Origin of the sequence: Planctobacterium marinum (assembly GCF_020687805.1) — a bacterium.
In the GTDB taxonomy this organism is placed as follows: domain Bacteria; phylum Pseudomonadota; class Gammaproteobacteria; order Enterobacterales; family Alteromonadaceae; genus Planctobacterium; species Planctobacterium marinum.
In genome coordinates, this window is the sequence record NZ_JAJEWQ010000002.1 from 541,926 (window position 1) to 561,563 (window position 19,638).

25 protein-coding genes are annotated in these 19,638 nt (G+C 47.6%); 11 read left to right on the top strand and 14 right to left on the bottom strand.

Annotation, left to right across the window (positions count from 1 at the left end; genetic code table 11):
• The first annotated feature begins 21 nt into the window (after window positions 1-21).
• From relA to LJ740_RS07715, 6 genes are all read left to right on the top strand, one after another.
• The gene (gene relA, locus LJ740_RS07690; protein WP_229528491.1) at window positions 22-2,175 is read left to right on the top strand and encodes a GTP diphosphokinase; all 2,154 of its coding nucleotides are present in this window, start codon (window positions 22-24) and stop codon (window positions 2,173-2,175) included.
• A gap of 80 nt (window positions 2,176-2,255) precedes the next feature.
• Complete coding sequence (locus LJ740_RS07695) at window positions 2,256-3,224, top strand: hypothetical protein (protein WP_229528492.1); 969 nt, start codon at window positions 2,256-2,258, stop codon at window positions 3,222-3,224.
• 87 nt (window positions 3,225-3,311) lie between these two features.
• Window positions 3,312-4,127: a nucleoside triphosphate pyrophosphohydrolase gene (gene mazG / locus LJ740_RS07700; RefSeq protein ID WP_229528493.1), complete on the top strand. Its 816-nt coding sequence runs from the start codon at window positions 3,312-3,314 to the stop codon at window positions 4,125-4,127.
• A 1-nt stretch (window position 4,128) separates the two neighbouring features.
• Window positions 4,129-4,548, top strand: a complete 420-nt coding sequence (locus tag LJ740_RS07705; RefSeq protein WP_229528494.1) for a GFA family protein — start codon at window positions 4,129-4,131, stop codon at window positions 4,546-4,548.
• 20 nt (window positions 4,549-4,568) lie between these two features.
• Window positions 4,569-5,261 (top strand): aspartate/glutamate racemase family protein, encoded by a 693-nt coding sequence (locus LJ740_RS07710; protein ID WP_229528495.1) that lies wholly within the window; start codon window positions 4,569-4,571, stop codon window positions 5,259-5,261.
• Entirely contained in the window at window positions 5,254-5,730 is a 477-nt protein-coding gene (locus tag LJ740_RS07715) for a GNAT family N-acetyltransferase (RefSeq protein WP_229528496.1), read from the top strand. Before LJ740_RS07710 ends, LJ740_RS07715 begins: the two co-directional genes overlap by 8 nt.
• 133 nt (window positions 5,731-5,863) lie before the next feature.
• Here the strand turns inward: LJ740_RS07715 and LJ740_RS23280 are convergent, their stop codons facing one another.
• Complete coding sequence (locus tag LJ740_RS23280; protein WP_229528497.1) at window positions 5,864-6,403, bottom strand: YdeI/OmpD-associated family protein; 540 nt, start codon at window positions 6,401-6,403, stop codon at window positions 5,864-5,866.
• 468 nt (window positions 6,404-6,871) lie between these two features.
• On the opposite strand from LJ740_RS23280, the gene LJ740_RS07725 reads away from it, so the two are divergent.
• Window positions 6,872-7,438 (top strand): porin family protein, encoded by a 567-nt coding sequence (locus LJ740_RS07725; protein ID WP_229528498.1) that lies wholly within the window; start codon window positions 6,872-6,874, stop codon window positions 7,436-7,438.
• A 67-nt stretch (window positions 7,439-7,505) separates the two neighbouring features.
• Entirely contained in the window at window positions 7,506-8,066 is a 561-nt protein-coding gene (locus LJ740_RS07730) for a hypothetical protein (RefSeq protein ID WP_229528499.1), read from the top strand.
• Here LJ740_RS07730 and LJ740_RS07735 read toward each other — a convergent pair.
• Entirely contained in the window at window positions 8,050-8,457 is a 408-nt protein-coding gene (locus tag LJ740_RS07735; RefSeq protein ID WP_229528500.1) for a hypothetical protein, read from the bottom strand. The genes LJ740_RS07730 and LJ740_RS07735 overlap by 17 nt on opposite strands.
• Before the next feature lie 139 nt (window positions 8,458-8,596).
• Here LJ740_RS07735 and LJ740_RS07740 point away from each other — a divergent pair, with 139 nt between their 5' ends.
• Both LJ740_RS07740 and trhA read left to right on the top strand, forming a co-directional pair.
• Window positions 8,597-9,058: a DUF3291 domain-containing protein gene (locus LJ740_RS07740; protein WP_229528501.1), complete on the top strand. Its 462-nt coding sequence runs from the start codon at window positions 8,597-8,599 to the stop codon at window positions 9,056-9,058.
• Between the two features lie 4 nt (window positions 9,059-9,062).
• Window positions 9,063-9,698 carry a PAQR family membrane homeostasis protein TrhA gene (gene trhA, locus LJ740_RS07745; RefSeq protein WP_229528502.1) on the top strand — a complete coding sequence of 212 codons (636 nt, stop codon included), beginning with the start codon at window positions 9,063-9,065 and terminating at the stop codon, window positions 9,696-9,698.
• 139 nt (window positions 9,699-9,837) lie between these two features.
• Here the strand turns inward: trhA and rpoS are convergent, their stop codons facing one another.
• From rpoS to LJ740_RS07795, 10 genes are all read right to left on the bottom strand, one after another.
• Complete coding sequence (rpoS, locus tag LJ740_RS07750; RefSeq protein ID WP_229528503.1) at window positions 9,838-10,815, bottom strand: RNA polymerase sigma factor RpoS; 978 nt, start codon at window positions 10,813-10,815, stop codon at window positions 9,838-9,840.
• A gap of 73 nt (window positions 10,816-10,888) precedes the next feature.
• Complete coding sequence (locus LJ740_RS07755; protein ID WP_229528504.1) at window positions 10,889-11,695, bottom strand: peptidoglycan DD-metalloendopeptidase family protein; 807 nt, start codon at window positions 11,693-11,695, stop codon at window positions 10,889-10,891.
• Between the two features lie 12 nt (window positions 11,696-11,707).
• Complete coding sequence (locus LJ740_RS07760) at window positions 11,708-12,286, bottom strand: YqaA family protein (protein WP_229528505.1); 579 nt, start codon at window positions 12,284-12,286, stop codon at window positions 11,708-11,710.
• Window positions 12,283-12,933 (bottom strand): protein-L-isoaspartate(D-aspartate) O-methyltransferase, encoded by a 651-nt coding sequence (locus tag LJ740_RS07765; protein WP_229528506.1) that lies wholly within the window; start codon window positions 12,931-12,933, stop codon window positions 12,283-12,285. The genes LJ740_RS07760 and LJ740_RS07765 overlap by 4 nt, the downstream gene beginning before the upstream one ends.
• Before the next feature lie 2 nt (window positions 12,934-12,935).
• Window positions 12,936-13,682 carry a 5'/3'-nucleotidase SurE gene (gene surE / locus LJ740_RS07770; protein ID WP_229528507.1) on the bottom strand — a complete coding sequence of 249 codons (747 nt, stop codon included), beginning with the start codon at window positions 13,680-13,682 and terminating at the stop codon, window positions 12,936-12,938.
• 24 nt (window positions 13,683-13,706) lie between these two features.
• Window positions 13,707-14,744 carry a tRNA pseudouridine(13) synthase TruD gene (gene truD / locus LJ740_RS07775; RefSeq protein ID WP_229528508.1) on the bottom strand — a complete coding sequence of 346 codons (1,038 nt, stop codon included), beginning with the start codon at window positions 14,742-14,744 and terminating at the stop codon, window positions 13,707-13,709.
• Window positions 14,741-15,238 (bottom strand): 2-C-methyl-D-erythritol 2,4-cyclodiphosphate synthase, encoded by a 498-nt coding sequence (gene ispF / locus LJ740_RS07780; RefSeq protein ID WP_229528509.1) that lies wholly within the window; start codon window positions 15,236-15,238, stop codon window positions 14,741-14,743. Before ispF ends, truD begins: the two co-directional genes overlap by 4 nt.
• Window positions 15,226-15,969, bottom strand: coding sequence for a 2-C-methyl-D-erythritol 4-phosphate cytidylyltransferase (ispD, locus tag LJ740_RS07785; protein WP_229528510.1), 744 nt, complete (start codon window positions 15,967-15,969; stop codon window positions 15,226-15,228). The genes ispF and ispD overlap by 13 nt, the downstream gene beginning before the upstream one ends.
• Window positions 15,970-16,058: 89 nt before the next feature.
• Window positions 16,059-16,337 (bottom strand): cell division protein FtsB, encoded by a 279-nt coding sequence (ftsB, locus tag LJ740_RS07790; RefSeq protein ID WP_229528511.1) that lies wholly within the window; start codon window positions 16,335-16,337, stop codon window positions 16,059-16,061.
• Window positions 16,338-16,400: 63 nt separating this feature from the next.
• Window positions 16,401-17,036 (bottom strand): LysE family translocator, encoded by a 636-nt coding sequence (locus LJ740_RS07795; RefSeq protein WP_229528512.1) that lies wholly within the window; start codon window positions 17,034-17,036, stop codon window positions 16,401-16,403.
• A gap of 164 nt (window positions 17,037-17,200) precedes the next feature.
• On the opposite strand from LJ740_RS07795, the gene LJ740_RS07800 reads away from it, so the two are divergent.
• Window positions 17,201-18,292: a M28 family metallopeptidase gene (locus LJ740_RS07800; protein WP_229528513.1), complete on the top strand. Its 1,092-nt coding sequence runs from the start codon at window positions 17,201-17,203 to the stop codon at window positions 18,290-18,292.
• A 65-nt stretch (window positions 18,293-18,357) separates the two neighbouring features.
• Here the strand turns inward: LJ740_RS07800 and LJ740_RS07805 are convergent, their stop codons facing one another.
• Window positions 18,358-18,765, bottom strand: coding sequence for an ACT domain-containing protein (locus LJ740_RS07805; RefSeq protein ID WP_229528514.1), 408 nt, complete (start codon window positions 18,763-18,765; stop codon window positions 18,358-18,360).
• A gap of 62 nt (window positions 18,766-18,827) precedes the next feature.
• Window positions 18,828-19,454: a TIGR04211 family SH3 domain-containing protein gene (locus tag LJ740_RS07810; protein ID WP_229528515.1), complete on the bottom strand. Its 627-nt coding sequence runs from the start codon at window positions 19,452-19,454 to the stop codon at window positions 18,828-18,830.
• Window positions 19,455-19,638: the final 184 nt, after the last annotated feature.

Below are 19,638 nucleotides of genomic sequence, written 5' to 3' on the forward strand. Positions count from 1 at the left end.
CACACAGGAGACGGTTACATAATGGTGTCAGTCAGAACAGTCCACAGTGAGATCCGCCCAGGATTCGAAGAGTGGTTGGATAACCTGAAAGTCCCTGACAGTACCAAAGAAAAGCTGGCTACAATTCTTGAGCAACCGGAAATCTTGCTGATAGGGCAGGAAATGGTAGAAATGCTGCAAGAGTTGCAGATGGACGATGAAACCATGCTGGCCTCCTTCGTGTATACCTATTGCCAAATTCGCGAATTGTCTGAAGATGAAATCGCGGAGCAGTTTTCCCCGGAAATCCAGGCACTGGTGCAAGGGGTGCGGCGCATGAGTGCCATCAGAACCCTGCATTCCAGTCAATATATCAAGGCTGACGAAGGACAAATCGATAACATCCGCCGCATGTTGCTGTCTATGGTGCAAGATGTCCGCGCAGTAGTGATAAAGCTGGCAGAACGGATTATCAAGTTGCGCCAGGTCAAAAATGCCGACGAAGAAACCCGGGTTATGACCGCCCGCGAATGCGCCAGTATTTATGCGCCTCTGGCAAATCGCCTGGGTATTGGTCAGCTCAAATGGGAACTGGAAGATCTTTCTTTTCGCTACCTGCACCCGGAATCGTACAAACTCATTGCCAAGATGCTGCGGGAAAAACGCAAAGAGCGACAGGACTATATCGAGCACTTCGTTGAAGCAATGCAGCAGCAACTGGATGTGCAGGGCATAAAAGCCAAAGTCTACGGCAGACCTAAGCACATCTACAGCATCTGGAAAAAGATGCAAAACAAAGGCCTTACTTTTGAGCAGTTATTTGATATCCGGGCCGTGCGCATTATTGCCGATACACTGCAGGACTGCTATACCGTGCTGGGTGCGGTACATGCCAGTTGGCAACATATACCGCGGGAATTTGACGACTATATCGCCACGCCTAAGCCCAATGGTTATCAGTCTATTCATACGGTTATCATTGGGCCGGAAGGTAAAACCATTGAAGTCCAGGTGCGCACCCAGAAAATGCACGACGATGCCGAACTGGGGGTGGCAGCTCACTGGAAATACAAAGAGGGTAAAAGCGGCAACAGCGACAGTTTCGAAGATAAAATTAACTGGTTGCGCAAGATTTTGGCCTGGCAGGATGATATTTCTGAGTCCGGCGATATTGTAGAAGAACTGCGCAGCCAGGTCTTTGATGATCGGGTTTATGTATTTACTCCCAAAGGCGACATTATCGATTTGCCGAAAGGCAGTACCCCGTTGGATTTTGCCTATTACGTGCACACCAACGTTGGACACAGGTGCAATGGCGCAAAAATATCTGGCCGGATTGTACCCTTAACCTACCAACTGCGTACCGGGGATCAGGTGGAGATACTCACCGGAAAACGCGCCAATCCAAGTCGGGATTGGATGAATTCCAGTATGGGCTATGTGCTGTCCAGCCGGGCCCGGGCGAAAATCGCTACCTGGTTTAAAAAGCAGGACAAAGACAAGAATCTGCAGGCTGGTAAAGACATGTTGTTCAATGAGATTGTCAAAGCGCGCCTGGACAAAGACATGCTCAACGATGTGCATGACCGCTTTAATGTGAACTCGCTGGAAGACCTGTATGTTGCCGTTGGTGGCGGTGACGTTGGGGTTATGCAGGTTATTAATCACCTGCAGCAGAAGGTTAAGCCCAAACCCGACATCGACCCCAGAGTCAAAACCAAAGCCTCCAAAGCGGCCAGCAGTGGCGATCAAATTGTGGTAGAAGGCGTGGGTAATTTGATGTCTGTGCTGGCGGGGTGTTGCCAGCCCCTGCCGGGTGATCCGGTATATGGTTATATCACCATGGGGCGAGGGGTCAGTGTACACAAGCAAGATTGTGAACAGTTATCCTCAATGTTGACCCAAAACCCGGAACGGGGCATCGAAGTTAACTGGTCAAACGAAGTCAAAGGTGCGTTTAAAACCAAAGTGGATATATTCTGCTACGACAGAGACGGCATACTGCGTGAGATCACTACCATCTTAGGTAATGAAAAGGTGTCCTTGCTCGGTGTCCACAGCGAAAGCCACGAACAGGACCACACCGCCAATATTGCCCTGACACTGGAAGTAAAGGATCTGAATTCGCTGGCCAGACTGATGACTAAACTGGAAAAAATCCGCAATGTGTTGGAAGTGAAACGCATCGAGCACTAATCCAGTTTTTACCGTTTGTTTCATTGAAATGACACAGTTCAGTGGTGATATGGGTCTCTGGTTCGATTGGATTAGTGCGCATGTCATTACGACAGTTGTTTATTGCCCGGGCACTCTGGCTGATGTTTGCAATCAGCCTGGTGTGGTGCGGTATTGTCATTCTTTTGTTTCGGCCAATTCCCTTTGCTGAAATCGACGTACTGGATATCATTGGTGAGGCCAGTACTGTGATTATGGCAGGCTTTTTCTCTACTTTTATTGCCCGTTCAAATCATCATGAAAGCACTAAAATGCGTCTGGTGGCAGCAATGCTGTGCTTGTTTGTGGGAGGAAGTGCCGATTTTATTGATGAATTTTATATCGTCAGATATTGGCCAGCCTTGTTGGAAAACGGTTTTAAAACCGTTGCTGCCCTGTTTACCTTGTGGGGGTTACTCAGTCTGACCCGGGAAGCAAAAAGCTCCGAGCGGCGGGCTGAACATTTTCGCAAAGTCTCCAGCCATCTGGGCATGCTGACTCAAATTGGACAGAAAATCACCGGAACACAAAATCTCCATGACATTTTAGAGGTGGTGCACAGTAATATAAACCAGTTGGCCAATATCGACCTGTTCCGTGTGATTATTTTGCGCAACGGTGAATCAGTTCCGGTTGCGCTGCGACAGCCCCCGGAACAGGCACCATTCGAGGATACAGCCGTAAAAGCACTGCAAGTGCTGGAACAGTGGGTTTTGCAAAAGCAAACTTCCTTGTACCTGTTTGATCTGATGCGCTGTGCTGAACAGCATCTGGAACCAGAGCAACTACAGTCGCTGATACAACTACTCAATCAAAACCAACAGTTGCAGGGTGGCAGTGTTTTTATTGTACCGGTGCAATTGGAGACGCAGGTTGTTGGTGTTTTCACCTTGTTTATGTCTCGCTATCAAGGCCTGGACTCTGAGCAATGCCATAGTGTGGAGTCGATTGCTGCTTACTCCGCGGTAGCCATCAATAATGCATTGCGCAGCGAAGAACTGGAACGTCAGGAACAGCGCCGGCAGGGGTGATTCGCTGTAAACCGGGCTTGTCGCTGGATTTTTACAGGTTTGCTTGTCACTATAGTCGCAATTAAATTCCCCTACATGAGACTGGTAATGTCCCCACACTATTCTGAATTTCCCGGAGTTAATCGTATTTTATGGGTCATGGAACAACTCCGTGATCCGGTTTCAGGATGCCCCTGGGACAAAGAACAAACCTTTGAAACCATTGTTCCTTATACCATTGAAGAAGCCTATGAAGTGGCTGATGCTATTGCCTCCGGTGATTTAAGCGATATCAAAGACGAATTAGGGGATTTGCTGTTTCAGGTGGTGTTTTATGCCAAACTCGGACAGGAGCAACAGGCCTTTGACTTTGATGCCATTGCCGCTCAGGTGGCCGAGAAACTGATTCGCCGACACCCTCATGTTTTTGCCGAGGCTCAGATAGATAGCGAAGAAGCGTTAAACGCTAACTGGGAAGCTGTCAAACAGCAGGAAAGACAAGAGCAGGGCAAGGTGCAGGACAGCAGTCTGTTGGCTAATATTCCCAAAGGTATGGCGCCGCTAAAACGGGCGGTGAAGTTGCAAAAACGCTGTGCCAAAGTCGGTTTTGACTGGGACAATAAACAACAGGTGTCGGCCAAAATTCACGAAGAAATCGAAGAGGTCTTGCAGGCCAGTCAACAGCAGGATAGTGCAGCCATGTTAGAGGAAGTCGGTGATTTGCTGTTTGCGACGCTCAATTTGGCACGGCACTGTAACGTCGATCCGGAACAGGCGTTGTTGTTGGCAAACCGGAAATTCGAATCCCGGTTTCGCCAGGTAGAGAAGCTGGCAGATTCGCAACAAGGATTAGCGTCTATGTCACTGGATGCCATGGAAGAGCTATGGCAGCAGGTGAAACAAAACGAGAAGCAGGGGAGTTAACATGACGGAATTGTGTTTGTCCGGAGGGTGTTATTGTGGCGCTGTACGCTTTGAGGTGCAGGGTGAACCCAATGCCAGTTATTTTTGTCATTGCCAGCAGTGTCGCAAATTAACCGGTTCGGCCCACGCCAGTAATATGCAAATAGCACCTGATGCGGTGCACTTTACCAGTGGCAATGACAGCATCACCCTGTTCCAATGTGGCAGTGGCAGAGCGTTCAGCAGTGCCTTTTGTAAGCAATGTGGCTCAGGGGTACCGTTTTTGGGTAAATCCGGTGACTGGATGTATGTGCCAATTGGCAGTCTTGACGATACTCCGGAAGATCTGATTGATTACAATATCTTCTGGGATGACAGAGCTAACTGGTACGAAACTGGTTTATCTGCGCCCTGTTGCAGTGAGTTTCCGCCTTCTGAATAAGGAAAGATAAAGGAATTTTGATGAAAACAATCGGCTTGTTAGGCGGTATGAGTTGGCAGAGTACCCTCGGATATTATCAGCAGATTAATGAACTGGTAGCTCTTAAACTGGGAGGTTTACACTCCGCCAAAATCGCTATGCGCAGTGTGGATTTTGCACCGGTTGCAGCAATGCAAAAGCAGGACCGCTGGCAGGAAATGGGGCAGTTGTTAAGCGCTGAGGCCCGACTTATCGAGGCGGCTGGCGCGGACTGTTTACTTATTTGTACCAATACCATGCATCTTGTGGCTGAACAGGTGGCAGAGGCGATTAGTATTCCATTACTGCATATTGCTGATGCAACGGCACAACAGTTACACGCTCAGCAACAGCAAAAAGTGGCCTTATTGGGCACGGTCTTTACCATGCAAAAGTCCTTCTATAAAGATCGCATCAGAGAGCGTTTTGGTATTGAGGTCATTGTTCCCGATAACGCAGCGCAATTGCAGGTTAACGATGTCATTTACAATGAGCTGTGTGTCGGCCAGATTTCGGAAACATCCCGTCAGCAGTTCCTGAATATTATTGCTGAGCTGAAACAGCGCGGTGCCGAAGGGGTTATTCTGGGGTGCACTGAAATTGGCTTATTGGTTCAACAGCAGCATTGCAGCCTGCCTTTGTTTGATACTACCTCGATACATGCTAAAGCCGCCGTGGATTTTGCCCTTGCCTGATTCAGATGTTGTTACCCTGCAAGAGGTGACAGAGCCAGATTGTGAGTCATTAACCCGGCTTGCCCTGGCGTCGAAGCAATATTGGGGCTACAGCGATGACTTTATGCAGTCTTGTTATGCCGAGTTAGCGGTATCTCCGGAAAAGTTAGCGCGCCGGGAATATTGTTATAAAAAAGCCCTGTCGGGTGGGGATATTGTGGGCTTTTATTGTCTGCAAAAACTCAGCGCCGTAAAGTTTGAAGTCGAAGCTTTATTTGTTTCGCCGGAACAGATTGGTAAGGGAGTGGGTAAACTGCTTTGGCTGGATTTGTTGAGTACAGTAACTGAGCTGGGCGCTACGCAATTGCTGATTGCGTCAGACCCAAACGCAGAGGCGTTTTATCTTAGCATGGGAGCGGTGAAAGCCGGTGACATAGCCTCGGGCAGCATTCCTGGCAGAAGCCTGCCACTGTTGGTGGTTAACCTATAGCGCTAAGTGTTTGCAAGTTGCAGCACGGCAATACCCGTCAAAGGCGTCGTTTGGCCAAATATAACAGCGCTTGCTGAATGAGACTCGTGGTTGGATTTGGTTGCCGGTGTGCGCTACATAACAAAGCCTTCGACTACCCGGCAAAGACTTTTGGTGGTTTTAATGCCTTGCTGTAAAACCCTGAATTGTCAAAGCAACACACTCTTCGCTTTCCTTCAGACAACATACTACGGGCATCAGAAATTCTTTTAGCGCGTGTCTTTGCCTGCCTGGCAGACTCTACCCAATGAATCCAGTCGACTCTTGCAATGGTCGTGGTACTTTGCCACGTTTCAAGGGCTTCGGCAGAGCTTTGAATTGAGTCAGCTAAATCTTTGGGAACACTGGGTTCAGGCTCTTCTGTCGCCGGGCTCAATTCAAATACATATTCCTCTCCCATAAGAAGATTGCCCGATACCAGGTCTTTGGAGCTCAGCTTAAGCCAGTGACTCAAATTACCATCAGGCTCCAGCGTTACCTGAAATGCGTAACCAGCAACGGATACATCGGCGGTAGTTCTGCCTCGCCGGGGCAGACAGTCGCTAACTGCTTTAGGCACAACAACAAAAGCTTCAAAATCAGATTCTGCCTTTTGAGGCTGTAATACCCTGGCGCTAAATTGAGACACTGCCACTGGCTATAATCCTTATCTCTTGGTTGGTTTAATGAGCAAATACCTGTTGGCTATATTGCGATAAACATGAACGCCTGCCAATGAGTTTTTGCTCCTGTTTTCTCGGGACTGGTGCTGACAGCATAGCGGAAACCAGGCAAAAAACAGACAGGATATCCAGTTTAATTTACCTTGCCAGCCTCACTAAACCCCTGCTTCCGGTCGTGTTCCAAGTCCATTTGAATAAGGCCCTGTTGTGCGATTTGCTGCCAGGGGGGGGGCGTCTCGAACGCAGTCATCAAGCGTTAAGCGGCGCTTCAGATAACTTCGCTCATACTGCGCATCAAATATTTACCCTTGTTGTGGGGTAAATATTTCCGCAGACATAATTGCTTGCAGATTGCTCATATACAGCAATATACGAAACGTTATACTGCGCATCCGGTCAAGAGGACCGGTTTTCCAACACACACTTTTAAGGAATTTTTTATGAAGAAGTCTCTTTTAGGCCTTTCCGTTGCTTTACTTTTTTCCGGCGCTGCTTTTGCAAAATCTCCCAGCTGGGATTTGGTTGAATTGAGTTATGTTAAAGCAGAAATCGATGATACAGACCTGGAGCCAGATGGCTTTGGTTTGTCGGGTTCTGTACTGGTAACCGAGAATATCTTCCTGATGGCGGATTACAACGCATTAAGTGATGACATTTCGGGTATCGATCTGGATCTGGACACCATCAGCGCTGGCGTGGGTTATCGCTATGGCGTCTCGCCAACGACAGATCTGTTTGCCAGTATTTCTTATGAATACGCTGATGCCTCTGCATTAGGTATATCCGAGAGCGACAATGGCTATTCACTAGCCGTGGGCGCTCGCTCCATGTTAACCGATGCCTTTGAATTGGGCGGCTCAATTTCCTATGTTGACATTGAAGAAGATGACACTACCTTCACCATCGAAGGACGTTACTATTTCACTGACAATTTTGCCGCTGGTGTGAGTTATGGTGTAGCAGAAGATGCCGACCTGTACACTGTTAGTTTGCGCTACGCATTCTGATAAACGCTTATTTTAAGGTGGCCCGATGGCCACCTTTTTTATTTGGTTCAACAGGCTTCAATAAACTATGCGTTTAATGCTTGTTTCTGATATTTTTGGTGATACCCCGGCGTTGCGGCAACTGGCCGAAGCCATTGATGGTAACGCGAAAATTGTCCACCCTTATCGCGATATATCGCCTGCTTTTAACACTGAGCAAGATGCTTATCAATACTTTAGCGAGAGGGTAGGGCTGGCGCAGTATGCTCAGTTTCTGTTACAAGAGCTAAAGGATACACCAGCGCCCGTGTTTCTTTTAGGTTTCAGTGTTGGTGCCTCAGCGATATGGCAGTTGTCCGGTCAACTGGAGCCAGACAAAATAGCGCTGGCCAAAGGTTACTATGGCAGCCAGATTCGTAACCATTTATCGCTAACCCCTTGCTTTCCGATGGAACTGGTCTTTCCCGCCAGTGAACCTCACTTTTGCGTCGCAGAGTTAATGGCAGCCTTGCAGAGCAAACAAAATCTTATTATCCGACAGACAGAATTTAGACACGGCTTCATGAACAAGTTGTCAGTCAATTTCTGTAGAGAAGGTTATCAGCAGGAGCTTGAAGTACTAAACAACTGTTTTACTCAGCAGCACTAATTTTTTCATTTACCCAGGCAATGGCGTCATCGACGCTGGCAAAAAAATCGTGGGGTTCCGCCGCTTTACCATAAATTTCACTGAGGTGCTTTTGACTCATTAGCGGGGCATCGCTATGCGTTATCACCAGTCCGGTTGCCGTGCGTCCAACTTGTTTTTCACGCAATACAATTTCTACAAGCTTATCAGCGGCTTCGGGAACGTGAATGGCTTGTCCATAAAAGTCACCTACCATCCCCCAGGGACTACCATACAAAGGCCGGGTTAATGCGGTAAATTCATCCGCGGCAGCGTTCATGGATTCCAAATTCCAGGGGCCGGTACCTTTGAATACAATGATTCTGCCCACCAGATGAGCTTCAAACGATCCATGCTGTTTAAAATTTGCCATACTCTGGTTATTTGAAGAGGAAACAAATTAGATTGTAAGAGTGATTGTCGGTTCTGCAAGTCATTTTTTAAAGTGAAGGGATATCAACCTGATAGCAAAACAGGTATGGTAAAAAACAAAAGAATTCAAAATTTTGTATATGTCCCAATTCCATCTGGCACAACTCAATATTGCTACTGCCCTGGCAGAAATGGATTCTCCGGTGATGAAAGATTTTGTCGATAATCTGGAGCGTATCAATCTGTTAGGTGAGCAATCCCCCGGCTTTGTCTGGCGTATGAAAGATGACTCCGGCAATGCAACGGCGATTCCCGTTTACGACGATCCCAGCATCATTGCAAATCTAACGGTATGGCAGGATCCGGAGTCGTTGAAAAACTTTTTGTTTAAAACAGAACATGCGCAGTTTTTAAAGCGTAAAAAAGAATGGTTTATGCCGGTTAAGCAGGCTACCTACGTACTGTGGTGGATACCGGCGGGCCACTTGCCCACTTTACCCGAAGCCAAAGCTAAATTGGCGACGTTGCGTGAACATGGAGAGACTGCGCAAGCATTCTCTTTTAAAAAATTGTTTCCGGCCGAAACTGAGAAACAGGATTAATTTTATGGTTAAGGCTGAAAGCTATTCGCGTCGTGAAGAGTTAATCAACATCTGGTCGCACTTTTTCGGATTCTTATTGGCCATTATTGGCTTAGCTATGTTGCTGCACAAAAGTGTACCTCTGGGTGTGATGGAATTGGTTTCTGTGGCTATTTTTGGCAGTAGTATGATACTGCTTTTTCTGGCTTCGACTCTGTATCACCGAGCCAGTACACCGCGAGCGCGAGCAAAACTGAGGGTGTTTGATCACTGTGCCATTTTTGTGTTTATCGCAGGTACTTATACGCCTTTTGCCTTGTTGGGTTTGACGGGGGTAACTGGCTGGTGGATTTTCGGTATCAGTTGGGGATTAGCCGTTGTAGGAATTGTACTGAAATTGTTTTTTACCGGACGTTTTAAGTTACTGTCCACTGGTGTTTATTTATTTATGGGGTGGCTCATCCTGTTTGCTGGCAAAACGCTGTTCGATAATTTGTCTGCTCCCGCCCTGTTTTGGCTGACCGCCGGCGGTGTAGTTTATACCCTGGGGGCAGTGTTGTATTCTTTTAAAAGTCTACCTTATACCCATGCTATTTTTCATATTATGGTGATGTTGGGAGGTGCCTGCCACTTTTATTCCGTCTATGAATATGTGCTGTAGACTCGCTATCACTCAAACAATCTCGAGCTGATCTGACAGCGGCGCTGGAGTAGATTCCAACCTACCTGGATGTGTCGGGTTTTGTTGTCAAAAAGCGGCAATTCGTCAGCCGGGCTGAAAGCCCGGCTAAACAAATTTTTCAGGACAGTTTGTTAAATAGTGATTCCAGGCTCAGGCCTTGTTGCGACAGAATTTCACGTAAACGGCGTAGTGCTTCTACCTGAATTTGTCTGACCCGTTCACGGGTGAGTCCGATCTCAGCGCCGACATCTTCCAGGGTTGAAGGCTCGTAGCCCAGCAGACCAAATCGTCTGGCTAAGACTTCGCGTTGCTTCGGGTTAAGTTCACCCAACCATTCAACGATATTGCATCGGATATCATTATCCTGCACTTCGTCTTCAGGACCACTGCCGCGCTCGTCAGCAATAACATCCAGTAAGGCTTTGTCGTTTTCACTGCCGATAGGCGTGTCTACAGAAGTTATACGTTCATTCAAACGCAACATTTTTGCGACATCTTTTACCGGTTTTTGCAGCGCGTTTGCAATTTCTTCTGCTGTGGGTTCGTGATCAAGTTTTTGTGCCAGCTCTCTGGCTGCGCGCAGATAAACGTTAAGTTCTTTAACCACATGAATCGGCAAACGAATGGTTCGCGTTTGGTTCATGATGGCTCTTTCAATGGTCTGGCGAATCCACCAGGTGGCATAGGTTGAAAAACGGAAACCGCGTTCCGGGTCGAATTTTTCAACCGCGCGGATAAGTCCCAAGTTGCCTTCTTCAATGAGATCCAGAAGCGCCAGGCCTCTGTTGTTATAGCGGCGAGCGATTTTAACCACCAAACGCAAATTACTGACGATCATGCGTTTTCTGGAGGCTTCGTCACCTTTGAGTGCGCGTCGCGCAAAAAATACTTCTTCTTCAGCGGTGAGTAGTGGTGAATATCCTATTTCACCCAAATAAAGTTGTGTAGCGTCAAGGTTTTTTTGAATTTCTTCCTGACTGGCAAGAATGTCTTCGAGTGCGTCACTTTGATCTACTTCCTCGACTTCCATTTCTGAAACATCATCATCCAGATTTTCTGAGGCAAGTTCAATGACTGAGGTACTATTATTGGCCATGAGTGAAGTTCTCCTGTCATGGATTATCAGTTATACCCTTCCCACGTCATCTTTTATTATTATTGTTTTTACATCATCTCTTTGGCAAGTAACGTAGTGGGTCCACCGATTTGCCTTTGTACCTGATTTCAAAATGCAGTAATACCTGGCCGGTGTCGTTACTTCCCATTCGGGCAATCTGCTCTCCAGCGGACACCCATTGTTGTTCCCTAACTAACAATGCATCGTTGTGAGCGTAAGCGCTTAAGTAAGAATCGGTATGTTTGATAATGATCAAATTACCGTATCCTCGCAACGCCTTGCCGGTATACACCACTTTACCGTCAGCCGCAGCCCTAATAATGGCTCCGCGCTTATCGCTGATATCGATGCCTTTGTTTCCTACTTCGCTAAGAGAGAATTTGCCTACCAAACGACCGTTTGTTGGCCAGACCCATTTGTTTACCCTCTGTGGAAACGTTTCGGTCTGTAACTTCTCCTTAACATATTGTCCACCATACGCCTGCTTTTTTGGGGGGTCAACTGGTTGATTTACTTGCTTTTTTGAGGTCGGACCAGTTGTTGTGGAAGATTTTTTCGCTTGTCGTGATTTTGACGCAACCAGGGCTAATTGCTGTCCAGGGTAGATGCTATAAGGCGCGGAGATATTATTGATATGAGCCAGCTCGCGAAAATCTTTGCCCGCCTGGAAGGCAATTGAGTAAAGTGTGTCGCCTTTTTTGACTGTATAATTTTTTGCTTTAAGGCTTCCCTTGTTTATAGCGCTATAATCTTTGTGCGTGTTGAGTTTAACAACCGGTGCCGGATTGCTATTTGAAGCACAACCTGACAGCCACCCAAGGCAAAATGAGAGGCAGAGGATCCAGTATTGACGAGACACTCTGCAACTCCTTTATCGCAGTATAAAATAGGCTAGCAGGGCGAGCAAAATAGTTGCCCAGCCAAGCGTGTCGATATGCTGGCGTAACTTTTTCTCAAACGGCGCGCCGCCCCAGTACATGAGCCCGGCCACCAGAAAAAATCGCGCTCCCCGACCGATCGTAGACGCAATAATAAATGGGATAAATGCCATGTGCATAGCCCCGGCACTGATGGTAAATACCTTGTAGGGGATAGGCGTGAAACCGGCGAGAAACACCACCCAGATACCGTATTCAGAAAACCATTGCATGGCGTGTTCCAGCTTTGCCTGGTAGCCCCATTGTTCCACTAAAGGTTGAATGATGCCTTCAAAGGCAAACCAGCCCAGAATAAAACCTAATATCCCGCCTAATACTGAACCAACGGTAGTAACAAGAGCGTACCACCAGGCTTTATCAGGGCGGGACAATGACATCGGCGCCAGCATGACATCTGGTGGAATGGGAAAAAATACAGATTCTGCAAAACTCATGCTGCCCAGATACCACTGGGCATGGCGATGTCTGGCCCAGTGCATGGTCTTGTCATAACAAAATTCAAATATTCTCAAAGTAATTCACCTGGTACCAGGGGGACAAAACGCACGTTTTCAATCACCTGTTCGCTAATGCTTTCACCATCGCGGCGATACACTTTGAGTTGTTGCTGGTTCGTGCCTAAGGGGATAATAAGCTGGCCACCCGGTGCCAGTTGTTGCAACAGCGCTTGCGGCAGTGAGCTGGCGGCTGCCGTAACCATGATGGCGTCGTAAGGGCCTTTGCTGGCCCAGCCTTCCCAGCCATCACCGTGTTTCATTTTTATATTGTGTAAATCCAGTTTTTGCATGCGTCTCTTCGCCTGGAACTGCAAAGACTTAATGCGTTCTACTGAATACACTTCCTGAAACAATTGGGCCAGTATCGCGCACTGGTAACCAGATCCTGTGCCAATTTCCAGAATTTTTTGCGCAGGGGTTGGCCCGCTGAGTAAGATTTCTGTCATTTTGGCGACTATGTAGGGCTGAGAAATAGTTTGCCCCTGACCAATGGGCAGCGCCGTGTTTTGATAAGCTTTATGCTGCAACGCTTCCGGTAAAAACAGCTCCCTGGGCGTGTTGGCAATGGCTTTCAGCACCATTGAATTGCGTATGCCGTCCTGAAACAGCAGTTGTGCCAGAGTTTCCCCCCGGCGATTAAGTGTTCGAGTTGCCTGTACCATTCTTAGAGTTTTTCTATCCAGTTTTTCATGTTGTCGAGGCTCTGGTAAGCCGTCATGTCCACACTGAGTGGTGTTACAGAGCAATAATTATTTGCTACTGCGTAAAAATCTGTACCTTCACCGGCATCCTGCTCCTGACCTACCGCGCCATACCAATATATCTCCCGGCCAAAAGCATCTTTCGATTTAACCATGGATTCTGACCGATGTCGTCTACCCTGGCGCGTCACCTGCAATCCCTTGAGTTCGGCATAGGGAATATCGGGCACATTGATGTTTAAAATCTGGTCCGGCGGTAAAGGATGCTCTGCCAGATGGTTGATGATTTGTAATACCACCAGGGCGGCAGTTTCAAAATGTTCTCCGTCCTTTTGCGCCAGCGATACAGCAATTGCCGGAAGCCCCATGTAACGACCTTCCGTTGCGGCTGCCACCGTGCCGGAATAAATCACATCATCGCCGAGATTGGCGCCGTGGTTGATGCCCGATACCACCAGTTGCGGATCTTCCTCTAAAAATTGATTAACTGCAAGATGCACACAGTCAGAAGGGGTACCGTTGACCATGAAAAATCCGTTGTCCATTTCCTGAATGCGCAAGGGCTGCAACAGCGACAGGGCATTACTGGCACCACTGCAGTTTCTGTCGGGAGCCACAACCACACAGTCGTGTTGCTGGCTCAGGTGTTCGTGCAGAACCCGCAATCCTTTGGCAAAAACGCTGTCATCGTTACTCAGCAGTATCCTCATTATGGCTCCGGTTTCTTTGTGTAATTAATTAAGGCGCAGCAATTCTCTAATGACTGACGTCGCAAAACAACCCGAAGGCAAGGAAAATTTCAGGGTGATTTGCTGCTGTGATTGCTGGCACTGCAATTGTTCCGGAAAGAGCAGTAATTTGCGTCTTTCCTGTTTCAGACCTAGCCCGGACAGGGTATCGCAAATTTCCGGGTACTGAGAGGCCAACTGGTTTTCCAGATCTAAAATCTGATCGCCGGAAGGCAGAGTTCCCTGGCCCCAAAGCGGGGCTGATAACTGAATATCCCGGCTTTGTAACCGCTGTTGTAGGGATTCATCAATGGCTTCGGCGAGAAAGAAACTATTGCTGCCCGTCAAGCTAAACACCTCACCATTTTGGGCTTCTATGCCGTAAGTATGTAAGCGTTCACTGACTGCCTGATTAAATAACCATGAACGTAGCGCGGAAATTGCCAGGTTGCGCTTTTCTCGTTTGCGAATAGTTTGTCCCTTTAGTAAAAACTCAGCCAGTACCAGATTACCCGCCACACCATCGGCGTTGAGATTGCCAAATCGCTGTGGCCCAAAATAGTTGGGCACACCGAGCTTTGCGATATTGGCCAGACGTTCATTGAGGTCGTCGGCTTCCTGAACATCAGTCAGTAGAATCGTAAATTCGTTATGAGACAGGTTACCAGGTCTGAGTTTTTTATGGTGCCATTGACTGTCGAGTACTTCACAACCTTCAAAGACAAAAGGCGTGTTCGCGACAGCTTTATCTTGCGCTAACCAGACGCTAAACCACTGTGTTGTGACAGCGTGTTTATCTTTGCGACCGGCATAACCCACATCGCGTTCTTTGACCTTGTAATGACTGGCAAGTTGCTGGGCCACAAAACCGGTGTTCAATCCGGTTTTTCGGATTTGCAGAAACAGATGTTCACCCTCACCGGACGGGGCGAAGGGCAATACCTCATTCACCTGGAAATGTGCCGGTTCGGCTTTTAAAGTGGCACTGCCTGCTGGTGTGCCATGCAAATAATGCCAGTGGTGGATGTGGGGAAACTGATTCATGAAATTGGCGATAGTTGCGGGTTTTTGATTAACAATACGACTGCATGGCAGGCAATGCCTTCTTTGCGTCCGGTGTAACCTAACTTTTCAGTGGTAGTAGCTTTGACATTAATCTGACTGATATCACAGGCAAGGTCTGCGGCCAGGTTGTGACGGATGGCCTCAATATGCGGTGCCATTTTCGGGGCCTGAGCTATGATGGTGCAGTCCAGATTGTTGATCTGGTAATCCGATGTTTGCGCCTGCTGAAACACAGATTTTAGTAGCGCACGACTGTCAGCCCCTTTGTAGGCATCATCGGTATCCGGGAAGTGATGACCAATATCACCCAGTGCCAGCGCACCCAAAATTGCATCACTTATGGCGTGTAATAACACATCTCCGTCTGAATGTGCCAGCAAGCCTTGTTCATAAGGTATTTTTACGCCACCAATAATAATGGGACCTTCGCCGCCAAACTTATGGACATCAAAGCCATGGCCTATTCTGAGCATTGTTCACCTTTTGATTGTTGTTGCAGATAAAATTGTGCCAGTGCCAGGTCGCCCGGGTGAGTGATCTTGATATTGTCCTGAGCGCCTTCTACAAGGTGCACCTGAGCACCGGTGTTTTCCATTGCTGAAGCTTCATCGGTCACCGCAATATTATGTTGCTGGCACCATCTGAGCGCTTCGATTAATGGCTGACGGAGGAAGAACTGCGGTGTCAGGGCTTGCCAGATCAATGCTCTTGGCAAACTTTGTTTGACCCGGACTGAACCCTGATTATTGTTATCGGTAGCGAGTTTGATCGTATCCGTCGCTCTTTTGGCCAGAATTCCCCCTGACGAGCCATCCGCCAGTGCCAGCAAACGGCTGATATCCTCATGTCGCACACAAGGTCTTGCGGCATCGTGGACTAAAACCCAGTCATCCTGACAGGCGTCTAAGCCATTTGTTACCGAATCTGAGCGCTCAGTACCGCCGATGACTTTTTCAATCCAGGGCGCTTTGCTGATGGCCAGGGAGTCAAATTGTTGATCTTCTGGTCCCAGTACCAGCACGATGCGGTTGATATTGGGGTGCGAAATTAAGCGGTTCAGAGTCTGTTCCAACACTGTGCTGTTGCCCAGTGGCAGGTATTGTTTGGGAATTTCGGCGCCCATGCGGCTGCCCACACCAGCTGCGGGTACTACAGCGGTAAATTGCCGGGTTGCGCTGAGCGCGGATAAGGATGTAGCTGGCATCTTGCTCTTTCAGTTTTCAGGGTGCAATTCGTTTTAAAGGCGCAATTTTTTAAGAGCGCAATTTTTATTCAGAGCGCAGTGGCTGCGGATTAATCTGAAGGTAATATCCGGTAGAAGGTTTCACCGGGTTTAATCAAGCCCAGTTCATTTCTGGCTCGTTCTTCGATGGATTCAAGACCCATTTTAAGATCCTGAATATCCGCAATTAATAAACTGTTGCGCTGTCGCAAATTCTGATTATGCAACAATTGCTCTGCAAGCTCCTGTTCCATGTTTAAATAGTCGGGAATACTGTGCTTTCCAAACCACAAGCGGTATTGCAGAGCCAGTAGCAACACAAACAACAAGGTTGTAATGATTTTTCCCATTTTATCGGACTCGCAAAAAACCTCGCTAAATGATAGCTAACCTGGATCTTCAGCGCAAAGGGTTTATTTTATCACTTCCTGGACGCCAATCCAGCCACCCAAACCCAGAAGTAGCGAGCCTGAGAACCGGTCCTGGTAATGTATAAATCGGGGGTGTTGTTTCATAAAGTGACCCAACTTTCCGGATAAAGCTGCCACAAACAGGTCACAAAGCAGAGCTATAACAGCATAAGTACTGCCCAGTAAAATAAACTGCAAGGTGACATTACCATTTTCCGGTGATACAAACTGCGGTAAAAAAGCCAGAAAGAACAGCGCCGTTTTGGGGTTCGTAAGCTCTACAATAATGCTTTGATTAAATATGCTCGACAGCGAACGTTTGTCTATCTGGGTTACTTCATCTGGAGCAGCAGGTTTTGCCCTGAGGTAGCTGATCCCCAGATAAATCAGGTACAAAGCCCCGGCGATTTTCAATAAGGTATAGGCCAGTGGCGCATAGGTAAACACCGCCGCCAGTCCCAGAGCTGACAACAGCACATAAATAAATGAACCCATTGCCATGCCACTGGCGGCAACCGCACCTCCCATAAATCCCTGATGGATACTGCGGGCCATAATATAAAGATTGGACGGGCCAGGAGAAATGCTGAGTAAAAACGCGGCGAAACTAAAAGCGAGAAATGTTTCAACTGAAACCATGTGCAGCTCCGAAAGTATATGATTGCCGGATTTTAGCCCGAATAGCCATGTGATGAAAGGGCGGCAATAGTCGCGGCAATGTCGGTGGCGAGTGCACAGCACATTTACTTTTTAAATCTTAGGGTTAAGCTTAATGCAATGTATTAATCAAATGCGCACCCAACATGAATATATTTAAAAAAACGTTAATGACGACACTGGTTTCCCTGACGATAGGCAGCTCGCTGTCGGTTTCTGCCAATGGCCAAAGTGCTGTGATGCAATATCTGGAAGCCGTAACCTTGCCTGAAAATGGGATTGCTGCCAGAGAAGCCGGAACCGAGAACGAACAAAAGACCGCTGATTTTGTGGTAAAAACCTTTTCTGAGATGGGCTATAAGCCGGTGGTGCACAAATTTACTCACCCGGTACTCAATAAAAAGGGCGCTTTTTTGAAGTCCAGCAACATCATTGCAGATATCAAAGGGGCTTCAGACAACATGCTGGTACTGGGTGCTCACTTTGATTCTACCGGCTCCGACAAAGGCTCACAGGGAGCAATGGACAATGGCGTGGGGCTGGCGGTGATGTTGGCCGTAGCCAGTTACATTAGTCAACAGGAGCAACTGCCCTACAGCATTCGCTTTATCGCTTTTGGCGCAGAGGAAATCGGGAAAGTGGGCTCCAGAGCTTACCTGGAGAGTTTGCAGGAAACACCTGAAGTTATCGCAAATATCATCGGCATGGTAAACCTGGATACGGTAGCCGGTGGTGATTATCTTTACGTACACAGCGCTCATACCACACCGTATAAATGTGGTGGAGATAACAGTAACTACAATGCTGAAACGTCCATGCGGCAGGCCGTGTTACAGGCGTCGCAAGAGCAATTGGGTGATGCTGCCCATAAGATTCACCCTGAGTTTCCCGGCTATCCGGAAGGGGTCACCGGAGACTGGTCTGATCATGAGTCGTTTTCCTGCAACGGTATTGCGATTGCCTACATAGAAACTACCAATTTTCAGATCAACGGCAAGGATGGCTACGACGGTTACTCACAATCAACGAATCCGGGACTGTGGGATTGTTTTGACCCGGATAAGGTGACAGCCTGTGACAGAGAGAGTGAGACGCAATGGGGGCGGATTTGGCATTCAGGTAACGATCAGCTCAAACATCTGGAGTCGGTATTTCCGGGGCGTGTACAAAAGCAACTGGATGCCAATGTCAAAGTGCTGAATGCGTTTTTCAGCAATGCGGATAAGTATCTGAACTGAACAACGCTGCGTTATTTAAGAAGAGTAGTGTGGGAAGTAAAAGTAGGGAATTTTACGGGGGCTCTTTACTGATGCTCTTCGCTTAATTTAGTCAGAGCAAGCAATGCTTGCTCTGCTTTGTCTTTAGGCACAAAAATATGGTCGTGGTGAAATGCCGCCACCACATTGGCACTGATACCCTGTTCCGTGAGGCGGTTACTGACAGCAGCAGTCAGACCGACTGCTTCAAGGCTGGAATAGACCAAAAGTTCAATGCGACAATATTGCCCGGCATTGTTAAAACCCAGCTGTTCGGCATGCTCTGGCTGAGTGATGAGTGTTAAACCTTCCTGCTCTTTCACAATGGCAAAGCAGGATTCTGCTAACTCTGTTGTCAATTGTGATGGGGCGATACAACAAAACACCCAATTTTGTGGGTGTAACACTGGCTTCATACTTTTCAGCAACTCAGCAAGTTCTTTAATGGCGCTCATCGGTATGTTATCTCAGCGATCAGTCAGTAAATGGTGCATCTACCCAATGCTGTGCTCGTAATTTAGTAGCGATCGTAAAGCGAGTCTGAACGCTTTTTCCGGCGCAATACCAGGGTCAGGAATATACCTGCCAGTGCGCCACTGCCGGCCACCATTGCGCCGCGATAAAACATTTCTTTTTCAGCGTCAGTCGTTTGAGTTGATAGCTGTTGTTCTAACTGAGACGCCAACTGCATCTGTTCTTCCAGCTGTTGGCTCAGTTCTACTTTTTCCTGCTCTGCGGCCCGCAACTGACTCTCGAGGCGCAAAATCTCATCGGATTGGGTCTGTAGCTGAGGGCCGGTATCTTCCAACTGAACTTCCAGTTGCTGAATTTGCTGTCGAATAGATGTGTCGCTGACAAATTCAGACTTAATCCAGCCTGTTCTGTCGCGTTCATCACTGATCTCTGTGAAGCCGGCTTCGGTATCGGTGTTTAAGATCGAAATTGCGCTGCCTGCCGTCACCGAACCTAAAATACGGTAATTGGTGCCTGGACCGGAATGCATATAGATAAAAAGATCGTCGGACACAAACGCGTAGTTGGCGTCGCTTTCTGTGTTGTCCACACTACTCAAATCATCGTTTTCCTGAGCGATGAGTGCCTGGGAATTAATCAAAAATAGAAGAAAAAATAATCGTTTTATCATGTGCTTACACCGCTTCCTGTGTGATACAGAAATATTAGATTCTTGAAATAATATTGCAACCGTTATTCCACCCTTATTTGGCGTGAAACCCGGGTCAATTTAAAAAATGTTAACTGGTTATCACTAAAGCTCACTCTAATTCAAATTCGCGGCAGGTCAGCATGGCATAAGCTGGCAACAAGCA